This is a genomic window from Facklamia miroungae, from assembly GCF_012396555.1.
Classification (GTDB): domain Bacteria; phylum Bacillota; class Bacilli; order Lactobacillales; family Aerococcaceae; genus Facklamia; species Facklamia miroungae.
On record NZ_JAAXPS010000003.1, the window covers coordinates 51,389 to 66,323 of the forward strand.

At 34.8% G+C, this 14,935-nt stretch carries 13 protein-coding genes and 1 pseudogene; 9 read left to right on the plus strand and 5 right to left on the minus strand.

Going from position 1 to position 14,935, the window contains the following annotated elements; translation table 11 throughout:
* The first annotated feature begins 1 nt into the window (after position 1).
* From HF969_RS03850 to HF969_RS03865, 4 genes are all read left to right on the plus strand, one after another.
* A complete protein-coding gene (locus HF969_RS03850) occupies positions 2 to 748 on the plus strand; it encodes a YveK family protein (RefSeq protein WP_168427155.1) in 747 nt (248 codons plus the stop codon).
* A 1-nt stretch (position 749) separates the two neighbouring features.
* Entirely contained in the window at positions 750 to 1,505 is a 756-nt protein-coding gene (locus HF969_RS03855; protein WP_090289640.1) for a CpsD/CapB family tyrosine-protein kinase, read from the plus strand.
* A 2-nt stretch (positions 1,506 to 1,507) separates the two neighbouring features.
* Complete coding sequence (locus HF969_RS03860) at positions 1,508 to 2,287, plus strand: tyrosine-protein phosphatase (protein WP_090289639.1); 780 nt, start codon at positions 1,508 to 1,510, stop codon at positions 2,285 to 2,287.
* Between the two features lie 900 nt (positions 2,288 to 3,187).
* Positions 3,188 to 5,122, plus strand: a complete 1,935-nt coding sequence (locus tag HF969_RS03865) for a LysM peptidoglycan-binding domain-containing protein (RefSeq protein WP_090289638.1) — start codon at positions 3,188 to 3,190, stop codon at positions 5,120 to 5,122.
* Between the two features lie 80 nt (positions 5,123 to 5,202).
* Here HF969_RS03865 and HF969_RS03870 read toward each other — a convergent pair whose 3' ends face one another.
* From HF969_RS03870 to HF969_RS03880, 3 genes are all read right to left on the minus strand, one after another.
* Entirely contained in the window at positions 5,203 to 6,465 is a 1,263-nt protein-coding gene (locus HF969_RS03870) for a BaiN/RdsA family NAD(P)/FAD-dependent oxidoreductase (protein ID WP_090289637.1), read from the minus strand.
* Between the two features lie 90 nt (positions 6,466 to 6,555).
* Complete coding sequence (locus tag HF969_RS03875) at positions 6,556 to 7,122, minus strand: hypothetical protein (protein ID WP_090289636.1); 567 nt, start codon at positions 7,120 to 7,122, stop codon at positions 6,556 to 6,558.
* A 70-nt stretch (positions 7,123 to 7,192) separates the two neighbouring features.
* Positions 7,193 to 7,723: a transcription repressor NadR gene (locus HF969_RS03880; RefSeq protein WP_090289635.1), complete on the minus strand. Its 531-nt coding sequence runs from the start codon at positions 7,721 to 7,723 to the stop codon at positions 7,193 to 7,195.
* A 205-nt stretch (positions 7,724 to 7,928) separates the two neighbouring features.
* Between HF969_RS03880 and rplM the strand changes: the two genes are divergently transcribed.
* From rplM to HF969_RS03895, 3 genes are all read left to right on the plus strand, one after another.
* Positions 7,929 to 8,372, plus strand: a complete 444-nt coding sequence (gene rplM, locus HF969_RS03885) for a 50S ribosomal protein L13 (RefSeq protein ID WP_090289634.1) — start codon at positions 7,929 to 7,931, stop codon at positions 8,370 to 8,372.
* A gap of 11 nt (positions 8,373 to 8,383) precedes the next feature.
* Positions 8,384 to 8,776: a 30S ribosomal protein S9 gene (rpsI, locus tag HF969_RS03890; protein WP_090289633.1), complete on the plus strand. Its 393-nt coding sequence runs from the start codon at positions 8,384 to 8,386 to the stop codon at positions 8,774 to 8,776.
* Positions 8,777 to 10,120: 1,344 nt separating this feature from the next.
* On the plus strand, positions 10,121 to 10,621 hold the full coding sequence (locus HF969_RS03895; RefSeq protein WP_143406549.1) for a hypothetical protein: 501 nt from the start codon (positions 10,121 to 10,123) through the stop codon (positions 10,619 to 10,621).
* An 845-nt stretch (positions 10,622 to 11,466) separates the two neighbouring features.
* On the opposite strand, the gene HF969_RS03900 is transcribed toward HF969_RS03895, so the two are convergent.
* Complete coding sequence (locus HF969_RS03900) at positions 11,467 to 11,607, minus strand: hypothetical protein (protein WP_168427156.1); 141 nt, start codon at positions 11,605 to 11,607, stop codon at positions 11,467 to 11,469.
* 500 nt (positions 11,608 to 12,107) lie between these two features.
* Positions 12,108 to 12,656: a hypothetical protein gene (locus tag HF969_RS03905; RefSeq protein ID WP_090289631.1), complete on the minus strand. Its 549-nt coding sequence runs from the start codon at positions 12,654 to 12,656 to the stop codon at positions 12,108 to 12,110.
* A 160-nt stretch (positions 12,657 to 12,816) separates the two neighbouring features.
* Between HF969_RS03905 and HF969_RS03910 the strand changes: the two genes are divergently transcribed.
* The gene (locus HF969_RS03910; RefSeq protein WP_090289630.1) at positions 12,817 to 13,014 is read left to right on the plus strand and encodes a hypothetical protein; all 198 of its coding nucleotides are present in this window, start codon (positions 12,817 to 12,819) and stop codon (positions 13,012 to 13,014) included.
* Between the two features lie 1,661 nt (positions 13,015 to 14,675).
* Positions 14,676 to 14,831, plus strand: a pseudogene (locus HF969_RS03915) (GNAT family N-acetyltransferase); the annotation flags it as partial.
* Between the last annotated feature and the right edge of the window lie 104 nt (positions 14,832 to 14,935).

The following is a 14,935-nucleotide window of genomic DNA, read 5'->3' on the forward strand; positions in this document are numbered from 1 at the left end:
TATGCAACAGGAAGAAATCAGTTTAAAAGATTTATGGAAACTATTCACTAAGCATGCTTTTAAAATTTTCACTTTAATGGTGTCGGGGATTATTATATCGATTGGATTTATGATTTTATTTATATCCCCCAATTACCGGTCTACGGCTCAACTTTTAGTAAACCAATCAGAAGAGCGAATGGGTCAAACGCCAATTCAGTACAGTGAACTACAAGCAAACTCCCAGTTAATCAACACTTACCGAGATATTATTACTGGAGATAGTGTCTTAAACAAAGTCAGTGATGACATGAATAAAGCCTATTCTGTACCAGATTTAAAAAAATCAATTACAGTTGAGCAATCGCCCAACTCTCAAGCATTTTATGTTTCTGTTCAATTAGAATCACCCCAGGCTGCTCAAGATGTTCTTTATAAGGTGATAACGGTTTTTGAAGAAACGGTAAGTGATATTTACGGGGGTGAAGAGACAAATATCTTTATCCTTTCACCAGCTTCCTATAATCCAAATCGGGTCTCACCTAGTTTGCCGATCTATGCTATCATTGGTGCTTTAATGGGACTTGCCTTAGCTGTTTTATTAATTCTTTTATTAGAAATATCTGATACTACGGTCAAAGAGGATGAATTTATGGCAAGTTTGGGAATTAATGATTTAGGCCATATTTATGAACTTTCAAATAAGGAAGTAAAAGGTTCTCGTATCGTAAATCACAACTCACAAAAACGTACCAGAAAGAAGGTTTAGGATGTTTAATAGTCGTAAGAAAAAAGAATCCAAGTTATTAAAAGATCAAGAGATTGGAACTTCCTTAATCGCATATACCTCTCCACAATCGATCAATGCAGAGCAATTTCGTGCCATCCGTACGAATATCGAATTTGCGCAAGTGGATCGCAAATTAAAAAGTTTACTCATTTCATCGTGTATTCCAGCAGAAGGCAAGTCCACCGTTTCAGCGAATCTAGCTATCGTAATGGCTCAAACCGAAAAACGTGTTTTGATTGTTGATGCGGATATGCGGAAGCCAACTCTTCACCGTACCTTTAGAATTGACAATAAAGAAGGATTATCAACCTTAATCGCTAATTCTGAAGTCAAGTTTAATCAAGTAGTGCAGCATAATCCTGATACAGGTTTATACCTCTTACCTTGCGGGCCTATCCCGCCCAATCCATCTGAGTTGTTAGGTTCTGCACGTATGACGGCTATAATGCATGAATTGAATCAGTATTTTGATTTAATCATTTACGACACACCACCAATTACAGCGGTAGCAGACCCTCAAATTTTGGCTACTCGGGTAGATGGCGTTTTACTGGTTACACGCTATGGATATGTTCGTCGTGAAGAAGTACGACAAGCCAAAGAAATCTTAGACAATGTCAATGCCAATATTTTGGGATATGTCATGAATGGGGTTCCTCGTGAAGAAGGAGCTGGCTATTATGCATATTACGGTTATGGCTATGGACATAGCAATGAAAATAAGGATGAGATATAATCATGATTGTTGATTTGCATTCACATTTAATTCCAGGAGTGGATGATGGAGCTCAGACACTTGAAGATTCAATTCAGCTTGCTAGAATAGGGCAAAAAGAAGGTGTTCAACATATCGTACTGACCCCACATCACCGCAATGGTCAATATATTAATCATAAGCACGAAGTGATTGCTTTTGCTAAGCAGTTAAATTTAGATTATGAGCAAGCTGGGATAAAAGTTCAGGTTTATCCCGGCCAAGAAATCCGATTAACCCAGCGTTTTATGGATGATTTTTATAATGATGACTTGTTATCCTTGGATGAAACGGGAAAATACTATCTGATAGAATTTCCTACAGCCAAAGTACCTGACTTTGCTCATGGGATTTTATCACAATTAATCGAGCTAGGAATTACCCCTTTAATTGCACACCCTGAGCGTAACCATCAATTGGCTGCGAATTTTGATGATCTTTACAAATTAATTGAAATGGGTTGCTTATCACAAATCACATCTTCCTCATATGTAGGATTATATGGAGCAAAACTACAAGAAATAGCTCGAAAAATGATTCAAGCAAACCTGGTCCATGTCATCGCTTCTGATGTCCATCATGTTGACTTTCGTCCCTTTAATATGCGGGCAGCTTTCAGTCAATTAGAAAATGATTTCGGCCAAGAAAAAGTGAATTATTTCCTTCAAAATGCTAAAGATATTTTTAATGGTGATCCGGTTCAAGCTTTAACACCCCTTCACACTAAAGTAAAGAAGAAAAAGAGATTCTTTGGGCTATTCTAATTAAAAAACCTTAAGTTTTTGTGTTTGAAAAAACCACTTAACTTAAGGTTTTGTTATTTTTATACATGGGACAGAAATTCTAACTGATATTAAGAATAATATATAGGATTAATTTATTTTAAATTAGGTTAATGTTAAATTGTTTTTTAGTTGAATGTATTTGGCTATTAGTTTGAGAAGGAAGACAATAAAAAGATTTGCAATGAATGGAGAGTGGATAAATGAAGGAGAGATCTCGATACGGATTTAAGTGATAATAGAAAAGACCATAGTTGATAGCTGTTTGAGGATTAGATTCATCTTGAAACATTTGAAAATATGAACAATATCGGACATTAAGCCATAAAGGACTTCCTAAGCATGAATGAAAGGGGACAAAGCAGTGTTGGTCTTGAAGAACATTTTGCGACAGTAGTTGTAAAGGTCTATGAGAGTACCAAATATCACCATTGTTATCAATGATTAGACTTTGAGCAATAAGATGATAGGGCCGAATATCACAAAATAGAATTGGAACCACTTTATAATGGGGAGGAAGATAGTGGGCATGCATAAGGGCTTGTTGGAGAAAAACAGTATAATGACGATGACATGGAACGACTTGATAACTCATCCGAAACAATGACGACAAGAATATCACCACCAAAAAGTATTTATCAAACAAGATAAAAATACCATATACTTAATATGGTTTCAATAGGATCAAATACTTATTAATAAAATTTTATATATTATCGAATTTATAGAAAAAGATTGATAACTCTTATGAGAAAGAATTATTAATAATAGATGAAAAAAATATGAATCCCAAGTGATTTCTGAGGGAATGGCTTTGCGTAGATATAGGGGCATGTTATACTATAGTTACTAAAGTAAACTAAATTAAAGGGGGGCTCATCTATGAAAAAAATTATGCAACAATTAATCAGCAAATCGGCCATTTGTTTGTCAATTATCTCTTTAATCGGAATGTCTCACGTTGCCGCAAATACCATTCATGTGGTTGAAAAAGGAGACACGATCTATAGTTTGGCTCGTAAGTATGGCTTATCTGAACAAGAATTGATGAACTTAAATGGGTTAACCAGTTCACGGATTGATTTAGGTGACCAATTAATCGTAAGTAAACAAACAGAGGATAGTACGGATAATCAAGGAACAGCTGGTTATTATGTGGTCCAAAAAGGCGATACACTTTATTCGATTGCTAATCATTTTGGCTTAAGTGTCGATCAATTACGTGCAATCAATGGTATTTCAGGCAACTTTATTGATGTGGGTGACCGTTTAGCCTTAAGTGGGTCTAATCAACCGAGCCAACCACCGGTAGTATCAGATGATCCAGCAACCTATGTGGTTCAAAAGGGAGACAGCCTCTATAAAATTGCTAATGCTTATGGTTTAACTGTAAGTCAATTAAAGGCATTGAACGGACTGACTTCGGACTTCTTAAATGTAGGTGATTTACTAGCGGTCGCAGATGGGGGAACTACTTCAGTCTCACCAGGCGTTTCAAACCAAGGATCAAGCAATCAAGGATCCTATGTGGTGAATAAGGGTGATAGTCTCTATACGATTGCTTTAGCTTATGGTGTAACTGTTGATCAATTAGTAGCGTGGAATGGTTTGGTTTCAGATTTAATCTATCCAGGCGATCAACTTGCCGTCACAGCTAACGGCACAAGTCATGTCACCCAACCTACCCAACTGGCTACTCCAAGTCAACCAAATATTTCCTCCAATGCCTATACGATTGTACCTGGAGATAACTTTGACACGATTGCTCAAGCGTACGGCATGACCGGACGTCAACTTATGGCCTTTAATGGTAGAACAGATACGATGATTTATCCAGGGGAAGTGATTTATTTACCTGATTCAGGAACGATTAACGTACCTAATCAACCAACACCATCGACAGAAACCAGTGGCAACGCCACTTCAGTGACAACAACGCCAGCAGTTGATCATGAAAAGCCAAAATCACCAGACAAAGAGCCGCGCGAAGTCAATATTCGCAAACCAAAATCATTACAAAAAGATAAGGAAGAGCTCGCTGATCCAAGGACGAAGGCAATAGATCCTGAAACGATTGAATTGCCAACGCATGAGGTGGCTGAAGGTGAAAAGTTAGCTGAAATTGCTAAGGATAACGATATCAGTGAGAAAGACTTGCGTAAATGGAATGGCCTTTTAAATGATGAGATTAAAGCGGGTGACATCCTTTATTTGAAGGATCCAAGTCAAGCCATCACCTTCTTCAAACAAGCGCGACCACTTAAAGATATTTATCCAGTAAAACACACCGTAAAGAAAGATGAAAAAATTCAAGATTTATTAGAAATTTATCCAGTTACTGAAGCTGAAATTATGGAGTGGAGTAAGCTTGAAGAAGGAAAGGCCATAGAAGAGGGAACGGAATTAACGCTATCTCATCCGGAAAAAGCACCTGAGATTTATACGGTGACAGAAGAGGATTCTTTAGACAGTATTGCTAGAGAGTACGAAGTGTCCGTTGAAGCTCTTCGTGCTTGGAATGGTCTACTTGATAACGTGGTTTATATTGGCGAAGAACTAGCAGTAAGTAACCCATGGGCTCAATACCATCAAGTAGCTCCTGGTGAGACACTGGAGGTCTTAGCAGATAAGTATGAAGTAAGTATCGACCAATTAAGAGAATGGAACAAGTTGCCAGCTGAATCAATGGTGGTCAACGGTGTCTTAATCGTATCCGACCCGCAGGCTTTTGAAGAAAAAGAAGATTCAGAAAAGACAAGCAGCAGTGAAAGTACTACAGAAACTAGTTCAGAAGTAGAAGAAACGAGTGCGGAGTAAAATAGTTAAAATAAAAAACAATCATCACCGTCTGATTGCGGTGCTGATTGTTTTTTTTTATTGATTAAAAGTTGAATCAATTAAGAGGAAAGACTTGCCCAAGCGGCATGTTGACCCGCAACGGCTCCGGTCGCAAATGCTGCGGTAATGTTATAACCACCGGTATAGCCATTAATATCAATCACTTCACCGCAAAAATAGAGGCCTTTCATCTGCTTAGATTCCATGGTTTGGGGAGTGATTTCCTTCAGGTTAACTCCTCCTCCAGTAACAAACCCCTTCTCAATTGGTTGACTGCCATAAACAGTAAGTGGGAAATGCTTGATACGGTGCCAGAGAGCTTCTTGAATTGAGTGGTTGACTTGCTTATAGGCGAATTTCGGTTTTACGCCAACTTGCGTTTGAATTAAGTGGCTTAATTTATCAGGTAACCACTGGCGCAAGATATTATCTACTTGCTTTTCTCTTTGGTCTTCGGCGTTTGCTTTTAAATCTTCAATGGACGAATGGGGTACAAGATCCACTGCCAAGTGGACCCTCTTTTGTTGGGATTCTTTAAGGTAAAGATTTACATGACCAGAACATCTTAAAATTGCAGGGCCGGAATAACCAAAATGAGTGAAAATCATATCCATTTGGTGAGCAACAATCGTTTTTCCTTGTTCATCGAATACTTTCACATTGACATCACGTAGGGAAACCCCCTGTAGTGATTTATCTTTAATAAAGGGATCATTGGATAATAATGGCACCTCGGTGGCGTAAAAATCAGTCAGAGTATGACCAGCTTGCCTGGCCCATAAGTAGCCATCCCCTGTTGACCCTGTTCGCGGATAGGCTTTACCGCCTGAAGCTATTATGACAGCTTTAGCAGTGTAGCTGGCTTTGCTAGTGCGAACCCCCTTAACATGGCCTTCTATCTCGTCATAGAGAATTTCTTCAACTGGTTCGCCGGTTATCATCTTTATGGAGTAATGCTGCATTTCATGGATCAGACAGTCTCTAATCGTGCGAGCGGAGTCAGTAATCGGAAACATTCGACCATGATCCTCCTCCTTGAGGAGAACACCTCGGGATTGAAAAAAGTCTACAATATCCTGCGGATCAAATTGATCTAAGACGGAATAGAGAAACTTACCATTACCGGGAATATGTTCAATTAAATCTTCCCGGGTGGAACGATTGGTTACATTGCATCTTCCTCCTCCAGTTAGAATTAACTTTCGACCAAGTTTAGTGTTTTTTTCTAAAAGTAAGACTTTGGCACCGTTGAGACCGGCATGAATGGCAGCCATCATACCACTGGTGCCGCCACCGATCACAATTACATCATAATGATTCATTATTTCCCTCCTTACAAGAGAATTCGCTCCGATTGTATCATAAGACAAAAATAAAAGGCAAAGTGTTTCCACTTGCCCTCTAAGAAATTTTTATTCTGTGATTGGATAAACAGGTATTTTAGCTCTAGTTGCTAGCTGCTTAGCAAAATAATCACTCATGAAATAATCGACCATACCGTGAATAACGGTTCCGCCACCAACTAGGACAATTAAAACATACAAAAAGTTTTCACTCGCTGTATTCAAACCAAATTGGGTCAAGAAGAAAACAACAGCCACTTCGGCAACCGCATGGATCAGATTGATGATTAGGGCAAAGGTCCATTTACTATTTCTAGTTGCTAGCCACTCAGGGCGTTTCTCTAGCATATTAGCCCCTACATAGGCGAAGACAACGTGCGAAGCAGCTCGAGCAACAATAATCAGTGGGAAACCAGCTAGCTGAAAACCAAGGCTTGTTCCTAGGCTAACCAAGACAGCTGTAAAAGGAGAAATAAACATTGCTACAAAAATGGCTACGTGACTAGCTAACGTATACGAAGCTGGCGGTATTACAATTTTAAGTGGCATTACCATTGGAATAATAATTCCAATAGCAGTTAATAAACTGGCAAAGGTCAATTGGCGGGTTTTTGATAATTTAAAGGATTGTGTCATAGAAACCTCCATAAAGTAAATAATCTATCGGAAGTTTACCAATAAACTTTACAGGTGTCAAGACACCCAATTAAACATATAAAATGTTTTCATTTTGTAAGCTTTGCTGTATCTGATCAAACTCTTTCAAACTAGGAACTGAAATGGTGTGGGAATGAATACCATTCGTTAAAGAAGCTAACATCTCTCCTTCAAAGTTTTTCATCCGTTCTAAAAAGGCTTCTAAATCGGCTTGATTATTAATATGAAGTGCAGCCGAAAGTAAGCCATAAACAGGATGCTCAATTTGGACATCAAGAATTCGACCCTGATGAGCCAAAATGGTCTCTAATTCCACCCGCATCTGACTGTTATCGTGGCGACAAACAATCACGCCCGTATAACCACTCGCTACGTTTTCACCAGCTGAAAGAGCTGGGATTAAGTATCCTTGATTGGTTGCTAAAATTTCTACCTTATTATGGGCCCGTAATAGAGCAATATCACCGACAATCACCTGACGACTGACTTGGTAGCGGCTAGCAAGTTCATTGGCTGTAACTGCCTCAGTTTGATCTTTTAAAAAAGCTAAGATAGCTTGGCGTCGTTCTTGAGCTTTCATTCATATTCACTTCCTTTAATTTGATTATAGCATGAAGTTAAAAAAGAATGTTCCTTAGATAAAAATTTAAACAGGCTAAAGAAAACCGCTTGACATTAGGGGTTGATAAGGAATATAATAGTGGACGGTATTGTTTACCCCACACATGAGCCCCGGAAACTCATCGTAACCGTAAACAACTAGATAAATATTGGAGGAAAACAACGTGCGTCAAACATATATGGCTAAAAAGAACGAAGTTGAACGCAACTGGGTATTATTAGATGCCACAGACATCCCATTGGGACGCCTTTCAACTGTTGTTGCATCAATCTTACGCGGAAAAAATAAACCCACCTATACACCACACGTGGATACAGGTGACTTTGTAATCGTAATTAACGCTGAAAAAATTGCCTTAACTGGTAAAAAAGCGACAGACAAGAAATATTATAACTACTCAGGACATCCTGGTGGAATGCGTGTCACTACAGCAGGTGAAATGCGCGACAAGAAACCTACACGCTTAATCGAACGTTCAGTAAAAGGAATGTTACCAGATAACCGTTTAGGTCGTAAACAATTCACTAAACTTTTTGTCTATGAAGGTTCAGAGCATAACCATGCCGCTCAACAACCTAAAGAATTAGACATCAATACATTAATATAAGGAGGGATTAAATGGCTACAGTACAATACTTAGGAACAGGTCGTCGTAAAAACTCATCAGCACGCGTACGCTTAGTACCAGGAACTGGTGAATTCACTGTGAATGGTAAGCCTTTGGAAGAATACATTCCATTTGCTCACTTACACGAAGTAATCAACCAACCATTCAACGCTACTGAAACTTTAGGATCTTACGATGTAATTGTGAACGTAAAAGGTGGAGGCTTCTCTGGTCAATCAGGTGCCATTCGTCACGGAATCGCACGTGCACTATTAAACGTCGATCCAGACTTCCGTCCTGCATTAAAATCAGCTGGACTATTAACACGTGACCCTCGTATGGTAGAACGTAAAAAACCAGGTCTTAAGAAAGCTCGTAAAGCTTCACAATTCTCAAAACGTTAGGACAGTCGTTGCGAACTTGTTCGCTTACGAATGTGCTATGGGACGGAGATTCCGCAAGGAATCGAGTACCAATCATTATTACAAGAATTCAACCCAACCGGAAGGTTGGGTTTTTTTATTTTTATTAAATCTAAAAGAGAGATAATAGGAATTTAAAACTGATTGGTGTTCGAGCAAAGCGAGTTAGGGATGTATTATGGGACGGAGATTCCGCAGGAATCGAGTACCAATCATTATTACAAGAATTTAGCCCAACCGAAAGGTTGGGTTTTAGTCTTTATTTAATCTAATAGAGAGACACTAGGAGGATAAAATTGATTGCATCTCGAGAAAAACGATTTACAGATGTGTTATTGGATGGAAATTCCACAGGAATCGAGTACCAATCATTATTACATTAGAACTTCGAGGCACTTTACTTAATTGGAAGGTGTCTTTTTTTGTGCTTTAGCTAACTATTCTTATAATTTTATATTCAATGATTAAGAAAAGATATTTTAGGAGGATTATAAATTGAATCAATTTGATAGATTAATCACTCAAATAAATGGTCAGTTAGGAAAAGATTTACCTGTTATTGAATATTAGATTCAGAGGGTACCTTAGGATACAGAATATTCTAGATATGTCGTCGATAACGGTTAAGGCTTCATCTATACATAATATAACTTTATACTTTATCTATATTATAAGGCAGGGAAAGATGCAAAAGTTAAAGTAAATCCAGAGTGGCATAATCTCAAATTCTTCTACTATTAAAATGATTCTGATGAAAAGAAAGTAGAACGTATCAATTATATCAAATTAAGAGAATACGGTATGATCGAAGTGAGGATGCTAAGTTAAAAATGAATATCATAATTCATTAATAAAAACAGACAAAGTCTATGCCCAACGGGATTCTGATTTTAAAGATATTTGTAGAATATACCATGAAGGTGGTTACTACAACTACGGGTATTAGGAGTAAATTAGAATGGGGAAAATAAATAACTTATTTAATTTTGTTACCAATCATTTTTCAAAGAATCTGTAAAGGTTATAATCGGTGTGGCTTTATAGACTAAAGATAATGGGGTATAAGGTGATTTTAGTTTAAAAATTTTGATTAATATCGGATAGTGATAAGTCCGTATATTCGAATCACCAAATTACCTCTTTCCTTATTCATTCTATGCGACGAGGGCGGTTTTTGTATATTAATATAAAAAAGAGGTAAATTAATGTCAGTAAATATTGTGTGGGGGGTCAGTTGCAGAGTGGGTAGGAATTATAAGTACCGTAGCAACTATATATCTAACTGTTAAATATTATAGTAAAGATAATAGAAAAGATTATATATTCATGACATATGTACAAAATAAAGTAAAGACTGAGAAAAATGGAGTGGAAATACTAACCAGTGAAAAAGAAATTGTTATCCATGTTTATAATAATGGTAAAATACCAATTAATATTAGAATAGAAGGGTTTCGTAATAAAAGAGTCGAATTATGCAAATTATATGGAGATATAAAAAAAGATCAAAGTTTAGTACCAATAGAGCCTCTTGAATCGATATTTGAAAAGCAGATTAAATTCTATAGAATTGAACCCTACTCTATCTCTGAACCATTTAAATTCGATGTGAAATGGCTAAAGAATCACTTAGAAAATAATAAAATTAATTTAGAAAAGGATGTCGAGATTCTTTTTAGAGAGATAGGGGGACAATACAAAAGTGTGATAATAAAAGCAAAAGAAATCAAAATAGACAGTTTTAATTTTAGTTTAAAGATCATTAAATACATACTCATTTATAAAATAGAGACCTTTAATAAGTCATTGTTTTTTCTTTACAAATAAAAATATAAAATTGTAAGATCTTTCGAGAATTAAATGATGTTTAAATAATTCTTAGCTTAATAACATGCTTCCATATAAGAGTAAGTAATGCTGTTTGCAACGAATATTACATTATTTTGGGTTAAATTGAAGTGTTTGAAGTGCAATTTGGATATAAAACAAGAAGTTTATATAAGAAAATAGTTTCAAAGCAGTATTACGTAAGACACTAATCTTTCAAATCTTAACAGTGAATATGAAATTGATAATCGTTATGCAGCATCTATGGTGACTTTACAAGTGAATTAGTATAAAGAAGAAGAGAATACGGAGGGCTTGCTAATCATGAACAAATACATATTATCTATGTTAATCTAAAGGATTGCAGAGTATTCAACAATAAAGTTCTATCAATCATTACAGCGTCTTATGTCCACAGCGAGGTTAATGGAGATAGCCAATAATATGTATCAAAAATGTTAATCATCAAGAACCCATACGTTGGAAGAGATTCACATTATATAGTTCATATGATTTACAATAAACACTCATTATTGTTGGTAGTTTTACTTAGTTTAAACAATAGTTGACCTAACAAATAATATTCGAAAGATGGTTTTAAATATAAATTTATAAATAAAGAGTGTTAGTAGATCCCGGTTTAATTTGAAAATTAAATTAATTCGAGGAACCAGACAACCGGGCAAGACTCTTAAAAAATATACGCGCGAGTGTGAAAAGAGTATTAAATATCAAATGTTTCCGGGAGGAAGAACGATACCAAGAAGTATAGCGATGGATTTCTCGATGTGGGTATTCTCGCAGCGTGCTTTAGAGATGGTTTTACATATTAGAGAAAAGCTTTTTTATAGAACAAAACCAAAGTGGTAGCCGTTATTTGAATCAGATGCTTCAAGTCTTTCTTCAATCGGTGACGGTATCATTAAATTGAACCAATTTTTACCAGGTTTTGTATCACCTGCAATCATTAGAGATCTAACTGGCATTGAAGGAGACCAGGAAAATATGAACTCTAAGCTTATTACAAGAATTATGATGGAAAATGTAACTTTATTAGGGATCCTAAGGAATTCATTGATTCATTTAGCTAGGATTTGTTTATTCATTTAATAATTTCATCGCATGCATATTAAAAAAGACACCGGAGAGTGTTCTTCATTAAGCAAACATAATAACTTAAGCTGCTTAGTCATCCTCAGCCATCATCGGTCCCGTTATGACGTTTAAGATTTTATATGTAACATTATCTCTAATGAATATTTCTTTTTTTCATGAGTATCTTTGACTGGTTTCTTATATTTAAAGGTTTCCGCTTATGTAAATTATTTTCAATAACACCCAAATACATTACCAGTGAATTTACTCTTTTACAAAAATTATAAACAATAGAACATTACTTCTACTATTTAAGTATTACACTAATTAATAGACTTTCATGAGATTTAATAAAAATATTTAGTACCGAATTTTTAAAGACGTGATGTTATTAAAACTTTCTCTCTTTAGTGTACATTTGAATTATGTTTCTTAAATCATTTTGATCATCACTTAGATTACTTAACTTACGATGAGCATACATTGTTATAGAGCTTGATTCTGTATTTATATAAAACTTATCTGAATATTTAGTATCCTTATCGCTATATGTAATACTTACATTAAATGGTTTAACCTCACTGTCATCATTTGTGATTAGCTCAGTAGAAAAGACTTGACCGGGTGCAAAAGTATATCCCTCTAACACTGATATTTCCTTTCTTAAATCAATGAAAACATTGGTATCTGTGATACTAATAGATTCAATTTTTGCTGGAGATTGGCCAAAGTTTTTAATTACTAGATATTTAGATAAAGTAGAGACATTTACAGTATCGAATGAAGCAACTATAACTGGTCTATTAGCTTCTTTAATTGATTTTTCAGTTAACTTTATAGATCTTCTGGATTGTAGAATAGCAATTACACTAATAATTAAACTAATTAGTGCTACAATGGATTCTATCCAACTAGTAATTTCGGTTCCTAATATTATCATGGGTAACCCCTTTCTTTTGAGATTGTTCATACTGATACTATACTAAAATACACAGGAAAAGTTTAGAGATTTTTCTGAATCTACGATCATGTGCTGATTTGAAAGATGAATATAAGCAAAAATATGCAAAAGCATTAGATGTCTTAGAGATGGTGTAATTATGAAAGTTGGACTGGTTTTATGGGCAAAGTTGAAACTAAATAATTCAACTGGATTTATTAATCGAACAGATAGACCATTTTTAATAGTCGAAGTAAATAAACAAGAAAAATATATAGAGGTAGCACCATTAAGCAAGATAGAAGATAAATTACATAAAATACTCTTTGAATCAAATGACATTATAAAAAAAAGATAATCCTGATGAAAAATGTATATATTATCACAGTTTGATTCAGATGGATAACCCAATACAAATAGAAATCTGCACTGAAATTAAAAATTTGATAACCATTAAAGAAAAATTGACAAAATTTAAGCTTGAAAAAGCGTTAGCTTCACTTTCATATTATCGAGCAACACACACATTAGAAGACGAACTAAATATCTATTTAAGTGTAGAAGAGTTCTTGACTATGAATAACTTATAAAAAATTTATCTTTTTATTGATTAAACACACTGGTGTACCCAGTATTTTTTCGACTAATTATCTTCATTTCAAAGTAGATCAGGTCAAATAAACTTCTTTATGATAATCACAATCACAAGGTAACGTACTAAGTTAATCTTGGCTAACTTTTCAGAAAAGAACAGAAAAAGTTAGGAAATATGACTATAAGGAATGTTCTTATATCAAACTTTATCTAACATTAGCAACTCTAAATAAATCAAAAAATAGCATATCAGGTCTTAAGAAAGCTCATAAATGAAGTTAATTTAGTAACCATCAATAAATCCATTAATGTATCAACGGTCACATCATTTTTGGTTAAAGTAGGTTCAAATCAGCTTTAACTTTATAAAGAATTTAGCAGTTTTAAAGCATCAGCATTTTGCTGATGCTTTTTTGGCATTAATTCTAGATAATAATTATGTGTTGTATGGACATAAATTTGTTCCAATCATTTCGATATATAAACTATATCAATATCTTGTACAAACAAGACTGATGCAATTGTATCGCTTAGATCAGGAAATGTTGTTTTTGATAGATTCACTGTCATAATTATTCTTGAATTTGGCAGATTGACGAAATCCATTCCAATTCGAAATAGATCAGTTTTAGCATTAAAGAGTTCAATCATCAAACGTCATCAATATCTTTTTTAAAAGAAAAATCTCTTCTTGAACACCCAAGATTGAAAAAAGAACGTATCATTAGAACGCTAAAAAATTACTATAGATAATATAGTAAATTAATAAATGGGGAAAGGCTATTAAAAGAGTATTTTTTAAAATTCTTTATAATTTGGTTATTTACTATAAGATAGGTTTAAATATCGATTTTACTTGAAAAATATTTATTGAAATATATTCTTGGGTTGGTTTAATTCAAGATAAATTAAACAGGGTAGTATTAACACCTGTTTATGTTGTTACATTATTGGTTACATTAGCACTGGTTACATTAGCACTGGTTACATTAGCACGTGTCGATAAATAAAAACTCTTATGTATGGGATTTTCAACAAGGTCTCATGACATAATTATGACAAGGGCAAATAGATATGAAGATGACTGGGTTTTGAAAAACATATATAATTGTTAAAATAATGTATAAGGAGAGAAAATGATTGAGACCGGAATGTTAAATCTTAGATAGTTAAAAGAAAATGATTTAGATTATATATATGTTTGGGGTTCAGATGAAGAGGTTACAAAATTTGCAACTTTTACTGTTCATAAGAGCAAAGAAGATACAGAAAAATTTCAGACTCTTGGTTAATCAAATATAATGAACCCGATACTATCAGATTTGCTATTGAAAATACAGAAAGCCCTGAAGTAATATAGCTGGAATTACATCTGAAGGGTATCCTGAAATTGGATACGCTTCAGCTAAATAATATTGGGGAGAAGGCTATATGACAGAAGCATGTAAGGCCATGGTTAATTACATGTTTGAACTTGGATATAGGAAAATATTAATTAAATCAGTGATTGAAAATATAAGTTCTAATATAGTTATAGAAAAAATAGACTTTTCTTTCTTAAAAAAGAGGAAGTTCATCTAAAAAAGCTAGACAAGAATGTCACTTTAAATGTCTACGAGATAAATCAAGGTTAGACTTTAAACCTGGATCTATAACAAGTTTAAATCGTAAGTAGGGTGACAGGG

Excerpts from the sequence above, each read along its gene's own strand:
- rpsI (WP_090289633.1), top strand. The coding sequence starts at position 8,384 with ATGGCTACAGTACAATACTTAGGAACAGGTCGTCGTAAAAACTCATCA.
- HF969_RS03855 (WP_090289640.1), top strand. The coding sequence starts at position 750 with ATGTTTAATAGTCGTAAGAAAAAAGAATCCAAGTTATTAAAAGATCAA.
- HF969_RS03860 (WP_090289639.1), top strand. The coding sequence starts at position 1,508 with ATGATTGTTGATTTGCATTCACATTTAATTCCAGGAGTGGATGATGGA.
- HF969_RS03905 (WP_090289631.1), bottom strand. The coding sequence starts at position 12,656 with ATGATAATATTAGGAACCGAAATTACTAGTTGGATAGAATCCATTGTA.
- HF969_RS03865 (WP_090289638.1), top strand. The coding sequence starts at position 3,188 with ATGAAAAAAATTATGCAACAATTAATCAGCAAATCGGCCATTTGTTTG.
- HF969_RS03900 (WP_168427156.1), bottom strand. The coding sequence starts at position 11,607 with ATGCCAGTTAGATCTCTAATGATTGCAGGTGATACAAAACCTGGTAAA.
- HF969_RS03880 (WP_090289635.1), bottom strand. The coding sequence starts at position 7,723 with ATGAAAGCTCAAGAACGACGCCAAGCTATCTTAGCTTTTTTAAAAGAT.
- HF969_RS03910 (WP_090289630.1), top strand. The coding sequence starts at position 12,817 with ATGAAAGTTGGACTGGTTTTATGGGCAAAGTTGAAACTAAATAATTCA.
- HF969_RS03895 (WP_143406549.1), top strand. The coding sequence starts at position 10,121 with ATGACATATGTACAAAATAAAGTAAAGACTGAGAAAAATGGAGTGGAA.
- HF969_RS03850 (WP_168427155.1), top strand. The coding sequence starts at position 2 with ATGCAACAGGAAGAAATCAGTTTAAAAGATTTATGGAAACTATTCACT.
- HF969_RS03870 (WP_090289637.1), bottom strand. The coding sequence starts at position 6,465 with ATGAATCATTATGATGTAATTGTGATCGGTGGCGGCACCAGTGGTATG.
- HF969_RS03875 (WP_090289636.1), bottom strand. The coding sequence starts at position 7,122 with ATGACACAATCCTTTAAATTATCAAAAACCCGCCAATTGACCTTTGCC.